Genomic DNA, 8857 nt, shown 5'->3' on the forward strand with positions numbered 1-8857 from the left:
GTGAGATGCCCTGGCGCGCTTAGAGGGCGTTGCTTGGTGGCTGTTTGCTCGCGATGAAGGCTGGGACTACGGAGGATACGAGTCCGGCTACAACCCCGAGGCCTAAGCCTACGGGTACAAGCCACGGCTCTACTTGTGGTTTCCAGCCTTGCGCGGCAGACACCGCCACTACCCCGAGGACGCCTGCGAGTGCGCCTACCGCCCCGCCGATGAAACCGATCATCACTCCTTCGGTTACGAACCGTGCCGCGATTCCTTTTCGTGTGGTGCCTAGAGCTCGCCGCAGAGCGATTTCTGGGGCTCGGGAGAGCACGGTGAGGTACATCGAGGTTGATGCGCTCACAGCTGCGAGAATCAGTAGGGTGGCCGCCATGATCCCGACCAGCGCATCGAGGTCTGTTGAGACGCCCATGCGGAGGTTTCGTAGGTCTGCGACGGTCTGGACTCTGTAGCTGCCTGGGTCTGCGGCGTTCAACTGCATCGGTACGGCTTCTGCGAGCGCGGCTGGGAAGCCTTTATCTGTACGCATCACTAATTGCGGTTGCCCCAGGTGCAGTTGCGGTGCCAGAGACAACGGAACCAGCACGGCGTTGTTCAAGCCTGGGCGGCGTTCACCGGTTGTGAAGGAATCCACGACGGTCAAACGGTGGCCTCCCACCACCACCGTGCCGCCGGCTTCGCTGCCGGGCAGTTGCAGGGCTTCATGCGCATCGAGCCCTACGACCGCCACCGAGGTCACAGCAGGCATCCCGAAAAGATCAGCCGTGTGTTCCTTACCTAGGGTGAGGTCTTGGGTTTCGAAGAATTGGTCGTCAACGGCGATGATCTGCAGTCCCCCGCTGACGTTCACGTCTCCTGGTTCCATTCGGTATAGGCCGGTGGATTCGGTGGGTAGCTGGATCATGCGGGTCACCCTCTGCACGTGAGGGAGCTGCCTGAGCCGATGTTGATCCTGTGCGAGGTTCTTCTCTAGTTCCTCGCGTGCGTAGTCTGGGGTAGAGATCCACACTTCGTCGAACGCTGCGGCTTCGAGGCGTTCGTTGATCTGTACTGCGGCTGTCTGGCTGATCCCGACTGATGCGATCAATCCGCCGATGCCTAGAGCGAAAGCCAGCACCAGAAACGCTGTACGGATCCCGCGTAGAAGCACTTCTGTGAGGGATTCGGCCAGCACGTCAGCGACGCGTGTTCGTAGCGGCCCCTTGCGTGGTTTGGCTACAGATTCGTTTGCGGCGGCTGGTGTGGACTCGGCGGCGCCGGTGTCTTCGGCGATCCGGCCATCCACGATGCGGATGACGCGGTGGGCGCGGGCCGCTACGTCTTCGTCGTGGGTGATGACGATGAGCGTGGCGCCGTGTTCCCGCGCGCGCTCAAGGTCTGCGAGCACCGCCATGCCTGATGCGGTATCGAGTGCACCTGTCGGTTCGTCAGCGAGCACCAGTTCCGGCTGGGGTGCCAGGGCGCGCGCAACGGCGAGGCGCTGCCTTTCACCGCCTGAGAGCACACCCGCTTTATAGGTTGCGCGGTCTGCGATGCCGAGGCTGTTCATCGCTTCATATGCGATCTCTGACCGTTCCTGCAGGGGTACTGCGTGTGGAACCATTCCTAGGGCCGCGTTGGATAGCGCGTCCAGGTGAGGCAGCACGTGTGAGGCTTGGAAAACGAAGCCGATGCTTTCGGCACGTAGTTGGTCGCGGTCTTTTTCCGTTGCACTTGTAAGGTCCTTGCCTGCGAACGTGTATGAGCCTTCATTCGGGGCATCGAGCAAACCGAGGATCTGCAGGAGTGTGCTCTTACCCGCCCCTGAGGGGCCCACGATGGCGACGTATTCTCCCGCGTCAATGTCTAGGTCTACGTCGAAGATACCGGCGGTGCTGTCCGGGCCGTATTGGCGGGTTACCCCGCGCATCTGAATGAGTCTTTGGCGTTCCATCAAAGCACCACGGTGTCACCAACGGCCAGATCGTCTGATTCAACCGCGGCCCATCCGGCGGCAGTCTTCCCCACCGTGACCTTGACGCGGCGCGGCTCGGATGTGCTGCCTGCGCCCTGCTTGTCAGCGCCCCGACTATCTGAGCCTTGTTTATCAGCGCCCTGCTTGTCTGAGCCTTGTTTGTCAGCGCCCTGACCGTTGTCGTGTTTCGGTTCTGAGCCCGATCCCGTGCTTTGGACGAGGACATAGTCTCCGTCGGCATCGTGGCGTAACGCGGTGACTGGCACGGCTTTTTGCGGTTTCACTTTGGTTTTCAGGCCTACGCGAACTTGGGTCCCGTTCTGGACTTTGTCGAAGGCCTCATCTTTGGTTGTGAAGGTCACGTTATGCCCAGGGGTGCGACCTTCTGAACCGGCTTGGAACTCTCCGACGTTCTCGACTGTGCCCGCGAACTTGTCAGCGTCGGCGGTGATGTGGACTTCCGTGCCTTTGCTGAGTTGCTCGGCTTCTACAGCGTTGACGTGCGCGCTGATGCTCCGCCTGCCAACCCGCACCTTCGCCAGCGGCTGCTCAGGCCCAACAGTGGATGCGACAGCGGCGACGCTCAGTACGGTTCCGCCTTTACCGTCGATGGCGGCGAAAGCGGAGACCGGGATATAGGGTTGCGTGCGCGGCGCGGGTGCTGCGTTCGTTTCGCCCTCTTCCGATGAGCCCTCGCCCGAGGCGCCATCTGAGCCAGGTTCTGCCGGGGTAGATTCCGGTGGTGGCTCGATCTCGCGTTGCGGTAGTGCATATCCGGCGCGTTGGAACATACCCGTTACGGCTTGGACGGTCGCGGAGTCTACGACGCCCGTGATCTGTACCGTGTACCCGGAGTTTTGGAGGGATTCTTGGAACGCTACGACGTCGTCGCCCCTATCTCCAGCGGCTAGGTCACGGTAGAGAGGTAGCTTCCCCTGCATCGCGAACACCGGTGTTCCAGCCACGGATCCAAGGAGCTGGCCGGCAACAACATCGTCGCCCTTCTTCAACGCTTGCTTGGTGACGGTGGCGGTTTCAGGAAGGACAGAAGGCACAATATTCTTCGTTTTGCCTTCGCCTACCGTGCCTAAGATGACCGTGTCAGGCACGATGGCCCGCTGTTCAACCACCGCGGTGGCCTGGATTCTTTCATCCGAGACTGTGGCGACCGAGTTTTTCGGGGCTGTGAGTGTACCGATGAAAAACGCTGCAACAACCGCACCGATCACCACCCCAGTGATAATCAGGGTACGCACGGGGAAAGCCACCCGTGAAAGATGCGGTGCTCCGGCTTTCCTCATGCGTAAACACCTTTCTACTGTGGGTCAGATCTACTGTGGGCCAGAGTTAGCCATTCCGTGCAATATATTCGCGGGCCGCAGACAAGACGCGGTCCTTTGCTTCTTTAGCTGCTTTAAGTTCAGCCTCATGTTTGTCGATGAGCGGCTGCTGATAAGAGGCCACAAGATCGCCTAGGCGTTGGCTTGTTGAGGTCTGGTTATTGCAGCGGGCCTCAATGCTGGCAAGCCGGATACTTTCCTTCGAAGTTTGAGCGCCTTCAGACTCTAGAAGTTTCTTAGTTTCAACGGATGCCCACTCTTCAGAGTTCTTCGGAGCCGTGAGCCCCGCATCCGTGATGCACTGAGACCACTCCTCGTGGACTCGCTTCCACTCCTCATCCTTAACCGCAGCGTTGAAAGCCTGAGTGCTCAGCTCCTCAGCCCGAGCGGAGGATTCTTGGTCTATCTCTCTGAGCGCTTCCGTTTCTGCATCTGCGTCAAAGTCCGTTTGGCATTCCTCGTAGGCTTCCTCCCAGGCCTCACCTCCCGCTGTCTCCTCTTGCTCCCAGGTCATGTCTACACTGCTGGGCATGGAACCCCACCCGTATTGGGCCGCGAATTTCTCATCCCACATGCCGAATGTGCGGTCATCGATGATCGCGTTTTCAGGACCAACAACCGAAAACTTTTGACCCTTCTTAGCCATGCATTTCGAGGTGAAGATACGTTTAGCTTGATCTACCAAGGCTTGATCTGCAGGGTCGTCGTTCTGCAGATATGCAGAAAACGGTGTGAGGATCTGGGAAGACTGTCGGTCAAGTTTTGCCCGCGCGTCCGGATCCCTACCTTCGGTACTAGCTTCCGGCCCGCCGCACGCCGCAAGCGATACGCCTAAGAACACAGTAGCGAAACCGACCAACAGCCTTTGCCCAGATTTCATCATTACTGTTCCGCCTTATCGTAGAGCGACACCGGTAAAGCACTGTCCTTTGTAAAACCCCTTGACAATGTAAGTTAACCTTAAACCAAGAAGTGGCGTGAGGAAAGTCACAGCAGACTCTTTTTTGCCATGTCGTCGAATGGCGTTTAGCAAAATCTCTTACTCGTCTTGCGAGAGGGGTTTGAACATAGAAAAGGTGGGCTCGAAGGCTATGTTCGAACCCACCTGAAAATCTCTGGCGTGTGTGTCGGGGCCTGCCGCCTAGCGCCTGACGTTGAGAGTTGGCGCTTAGTTTTGGTTGTGGCGATTGTCCCAGTCTTTTTCAAGCCGCGCCATCAGGCTTTCGCCTCGCCGTTTAGTTGGCTGGCTGGGGCTTGCTGTAGTGGCTTCTTGTTCAGTCTTTCGCATTGCGAGCGCGGCACCTGCGACCATGATCCCGAACCCTGCGATCCCCATAATCACGGTCACGATCAGCCCTGCGCTGATACCGATACCGAGCAGGAGGAGGCCCAAGCCAGCGAATGCGATCAGCGCACCAAGCGCGATGTTGCGGGTGCTCAGCTTATTCTGCGGCGTCTGTTCAACGCGGCGCATCGTGCTCGAAAACTGTGGATCTGCGTGGAGTTGCTTCTCCATCTCAGCGAGCATGCGGCGCTCACTCTCAGATAAACCCACGGCTTCCCCCTTCTTCGGACCACTCCTGGATTCCCATTGTACGCAGGCGGGAGCTAACAGTTCGAGCCGACTTCCTATCCGCCGCTACGCTTTTCTTCACCTTCACCCCCTCTCAATAACGATGCGGGGCGCACGCTGTCCTTGAAACGCGCGTTGATCGCGTCCATCGTTTTCTCCGCTTGCGAGCCCGCAGCCCGTGCCGCAGGTCCCGTATGCTCTCTCCCGCTACGTTGTTGCATCCCACTGCGTCCGGTCGCGTTGCCTTCGCTACCACCGTGTTCACGCCCACTGTGGTCGCTGAATGCTTCTTCCCATTCGAACATGAGTTGCTCACCTTCCCATTCCGAGGCGAACTCCCCCGCCCGCACCCCGATCAAGCGGACGGGCTTCAACGGGCGTGGCAAAGCGGAAAGCAAGGATAGTGCCACTTCGCTCATAACTGAGGAAGAGTCAGTCGGGTCACTTAGGCGGCGTTGCCTCGAAACGGTCGTGAAGTCATCCCACCGGACCTTCAAACCCACAACATAGAAACGGTGCCCGGCAGCCCGGACACGCTCAGCGACTTTGAAGGACAACTCCTTGATCCAGGTACGCAAGTGCGCTTCATCCGTGACATCAACATCGAACGTGTGTTCATGAGAAATCGATTTCTCGACCCGTTCGGTCACCACTGGGCGCGGATCGATCCCCTGCGCGAGCTTGATCAGCTCCGGCCCATGCTTACCTAGCACGCGAAGCATCCGGCGCGGATCAGCCTGTGCAACATCGCCGGCGGTCATGAGCCCTTGCGAATGCAACTTCTGCTCAGTGGCTTTACCTACCCCAAACAGCTCACCCACCGGTAACGCTTGCATGAAACCTTCAACATCTGCAGGCGTGATCGCATACACGCCGTCCGGTTTCGCTTTATCGCTAGCCATCTTCGCCAGAAACTTATTCGGCGCAAGCCCCACCGAAGCCGGCAAACCCACCGCCTGTTTGATGCGCTCCCGCACCACCTGCGCACAATGAAACGGGTTGGCATAGTGGCGCATCACCCCGGTGATGTCCATGAACGCCTCATCCACGCTCACCTGCTCAACCAGCGGGGTCAGATCCTTGAGAACCTCCATGACGCGCGCCGACGCTTCACCATAGGCAGAGCGTGTGGGCGGGACAATCAACGCGTGCGGAGCCATGTTTTTGGCCTGCGCTACCGGCTGCCCCGAATGCACCCCATAGGCCCGCACATCATACGAAGCAGATAGCACCACGGCTCGCGGACTGTCTTGAGACACGATGATCGGGCGGTTCTGCAAGGTAGGGTCAAGGATCCGCTCGACCGAAACAAAGAACGCATCGATATCAACGTGAGCGATCACCCGCTCCGGCCTACGCCTCGCTTCACTCACCCGGCAACCACCTCCCATCAGTTCAGTACCTCACCTGGCCGCCCCGCTCCGCCTCGACAGGCGGCGGGACAGGCCCGCGTAAGAACCGCGCGTCGCTAGAATGGTGACATGACTGATTCTACGAAGGCATCCCTGGCAGGCTTGAGCCCAGACACCTCGCCCGAGCGCATCAGCGCGCTCTTCCGCGACGCCATCGAAGAACACGTCAAAACCTTCTTTGAACAGCAACGCCAAGACCTCACCCGCGTGAGCCCCCGCACTAACGATTTGATCGATGCGATCAGCGCTCTCAGCTCAGGCGGTAAGCGGCTCCGCCCCATTTTCGCGCTGTGGGGGGCACTCGCTGCGGGAGGCAGCCCAGATGATGAACGCCTCCTCACCCTAGGCACCTCACTTGAGCTGTTCCAGGCCGCCGCGCTCATCCATGACGACATCATCGACCATTCAGACACCCGCCGCCGCCAGCCCGCGGTGCATCGCAAACTTGAGGCGCTGCACCGGGACAACGGGTGGAACCGTTCGGCCTCAGAGTTCGGTATTGCAGGCGCGATCCTCGCAGGTGACATCGCGCTGGCCTTAAGCGAAACCCTCTTCAACCGTGCAGAAGCCGGGCCTACTGCTCGTGAGCTCTTCGACGAGATGCGCACCCAGGTCATGGCGGGCCAATACCTCGACGTCTTAGCTGAGCAAACCGGCTCCCAGCTCTCCCCCAATGAGGCGGCGGAGAACTCCTGGACGATCGTGACGTATAAAGCGGCCCGCTATTCCGCCGAAAAGCCAACCCTGCTCGGTGCCGCACTGGCCGGTGCGGATCAAGAACTCCTCGACGGGCTGTCCGATTTCTCCCTGCCGGCAGGGCAAGCGTTCCAGCTGCGCGACGACGAACTCGGCGTCTTCGGCGACCCAGCCCAAACCGGTAAGCCTGCCGGAGACGATATCCGCGAAGGCAAACGCACCCTGCTCATCGCGTTGACCCGCCAACGGGTCGATACCGAACAGCAAGCCTGGCTCGAATCCGTCCTGGGCCGCAATGACCTCGATGACGCCACGATCGAAAAGGTGCGCGAACTGATCCGCGGCTCCGGTGCAGCAGAAGAACACGCCAGCCAGATCGATGCGCTCTACAACCAAGCGATGAACGCACTCGATGGCCTTGACATCCCAACCCAAGCCCGCGAAGGGCTACGCTCGGTCGCATCCGCGGCAGTCCGCCGCCACGCCTAACAGCGCCGCTGCGCGCTTCAGTTCTACGAGTCAGCGACCTACGAGTCAGCTCAACGTCACTACTCAACTCAGCTGAGCTGCCCGGTGGCTACTACCAGGCCAGGGCTGATGCGCGGCGGCGAATCTCGCTCTTGCGCCCTGCTTCCAGCGCATCCATGGGGCTGCCTGGCAAAGTCTCGTCCTCCGTGAATAGCCACGCGATGAGCTCTTCGTCGCTGTATCCGGCATCGGTGAGCACCTGAATGGTGCCCTTGAGCGAATCTAGGGGCACTCCATCGCGGAAGAAACGTGCCGGAATCTTCTTAACACCACGCTCTCCGATGGGAACAGCGAGGATCGCGCGAACATCGAGCAAGCGACGCAGCTCGCGCACATCAAGACCGGTGGACTCAACAAGGTCCGGGACGGTCGTCCACTCGCCTACCAGCGTTTCAAGGTCCTGTTCGCCATGCGGCGCCTGATGATTCTGTACTGAATTCTGCACACCACCACTGTGGCACACACTCGCCCAAGAAGTGTTGTTTTCCACGATCCGGGCCCTGTGTTGCCGTGGCGAAGCCTGCGATGTCGTGGCGAAGCCTGTGTTGCCGCAGTCGATCGTACCTCACCATTACACATGAGTCACAACAGTCACATTTGCCTCATTCGCCACTTTTCTAACTTCTGTCACAGGTGCCTCTTGAGAAACTTTTACAACTTAGGTTTACATTAGGAACTTTGTTCTTGTATATTCACAGATGTCACATTTGCATCACGGTGTTGTCTGCGGGATAACAGAACAGCAACTGCTGAACCCGGGAGCTGCCCCTCCTGCCTTCTCGCGGATACCACCTGCACGATGCAGAGAACAGTGCAGTAAGTAAGTCCCCACAACGTGAGGTCAGCAATCATGGCTCCAACGCCTCCGCGCCGCACAGCCGTCAATGGCGCTATCGCCACGGCGGCCCTGCCCATCATCACCCTCTCGACCCTCGGCTCCCTCGCGGGAACCGCTCACGCAAGCAACACCCCGGCATTCAAGCCGACGGTGCGTCCCGCAGCAGTCCCAACGCCAGCCAACGTCGCAGAAGCAAAGGCGCGCGCCGCAACACTGGTTGCGGCGGCCAAGCCGAAAGCCAAGACCGTCACTGTTAAGGCCGGCGACACCGTGTGGGGCCTTGCATCCCGGCACGGCGTACCCGTGGAGCAGGTTCTGCGCCTGAACAGGCTCAAGGCCTCGTCTTTGATCTTCCCAGGCCAGAAGTTGACCATCAGCCGAGGTGCGAGCCTCCCTAAGCCAGGCGTTCAGAAGTCAAAGCCAGCAGGTAAGAAGCAGGCCACTCGCAAGGCACGGTCAACACGCGCCGGCTCTGCAGTTAAGACCTACACGGTGCGGGCGGGCGACACCCTCTCG

General features: G+C 59.6%; 8 protein-coding genes. 2 read left to right on the forward strand and 6 right to left on the reverse strand.

Annotated elements, in window-relative coordinates:
* Positions 1-19 precede the first annotated feature (19 nt).
* The 5 genes from HMPREF3175_RS02510 to dinB form a co-directional block, all read right to left on the reverse strand.
* A complete protein-coding gene (locus HMPREF3175_RS02510) occupies positions 20-1933 on the reverse strand; it encodes an ABC transporter ATP-binding protein/permease (RefSeq protein WP_070490531.1) in 1914 nt (637 codons plus the stop codon).
* On the reverse strand, positions 1933-3255 hold the full coding sequence (locus tag HMPREF3175_RS02515) for a hypothetical protein (RefSeq protein WP_141742441.1): 1323 nt from the start codon (positions 3253-3255) through the stop codon (positions 1933-1935). Before HMPREF3175_RS02515 ends, HMPREF3175_RS02510 begins: the two co-directional genes overlap by 1 nt.
* A 46-nt stretch (positions 3256-3301) precedes the next feature.
* Entirely contained in the window at positions 3302-4177 is an 876-nt protein-coding gene (locus HMPREF3175_RS02520; RefSeq protein WP_070490533.1) for a hypothetical protein, read from the reverse strand.
* Positions 4178-4462: 285 nt separating this feature from the next.
* Complete coding sequence (locus tag HMPREF3175_RS02525) at positions 4463-4849, reverse strand: DUF3040 domain-containing protein (protein WP_070490534.1); 387 nt, start codon at positions 4847-4849, stop codon at positions 4463-4465.
* A gap of 74 nt (positions 4850-4923) precedes the next feature.
* Positions 4924-6240 carry a DNA polymerase IV gene (gene dinB, locus HMPREF3175_RS02530; RefSeq protein ID WP_176745112.1) on the reverse strand — a complete coding sequence of 439 codons (1317 nt, stop codon included), beginning with the start codon at positions 6238-6240 and terminating at the stop codon, positions 4924-4926.
* A 108-nt stretch (positions 6241-6348) separates the two neighbouring features.
* Between dinB and HMPREF3175_RS02535 the strand changes: the two genes are divergently transcribed.
* Positions 6349-7464: a polyprenyl synthetase family protein gene (locus HMPREF3175_RS02535; protein ID WP_070490536.1), complete on the forward strand. Its 1116-nt coding sequence runs from the start codon at positions 6349-6351 to the stop codon at positions 7462-7464.
* 91 nt (positions 7465-7555) lie between these two features.
* Here the strand turns inward: HMPREF3175_RS02535 and HMPREF3175_RS02540 are convergent, their stop codons facing one another.
* Complete coding sequence (locus HMPREF3175_RS02540; protein WP_141742442.1) at positions 7556-7948, reverse strand: Rv2175c family DNA-binding protein; 393 nt, start codon at positions 7946-7948, stop codon at positions 7556-7558.
* A gap of 405 nt (positions 7949-8353) precedes the next feature.
* Between HMPREF3175_RS02540 and HMPREF3175_RS09810 the strand changes: the two genes are divergently transcribed.
* On the forward strand, positions 8354-8857 hold a 504-nt coding region (locus tag HMPREF3175_RS09810; RefSeq protein WP_141742449.1), incomplete at its 3' end, for a LysM peptidoglycan-binding domain-containing protein.

The sequence above is a fragment of the Arthrobacter sp. HMSC08H08 genome (assembly GCF_001807575.1).
GTDB classification, from domain to species: Bacteria; Actinomycetota; Actinomycetes; order Actinomycetales; family Micrococcaceae; genus Pseudoglutamicibacter; species Pseudoglutamicibacter albus.

Coding starts and splice junctions, on each gene's coding strand:
- HMPREF3175_RS02510 (WP_070490531.1), bottom strand. CDS start 1,933: ATGGAACGCCAAAGACTCATTCAGATGCGCGGGGTAACCCGCCAATAC.
- HMPREF3175_RS02515 (WP_141742441.1), bottom strand. CDS start 3,255: ATGAGGAAAGCCGGAGCACCGCATCTTTCACGGGTGGCTTTCCCCGTG.
- HMPREF3175_RS02520 (WP_070490533.1), bottom strand. CDS start 4,177: ATGATGAAATCTGGGCAAAGGCTGTTGGTCGGTTTCGCTACTGTGTTC.
- HMPREF3175_RS02535 (WP_070490536.1), top strand. CDS start 6,349: ATGACTGATTCTACGAAGGCATCCCTGGCAGGCTTGAGCCCAGACACC.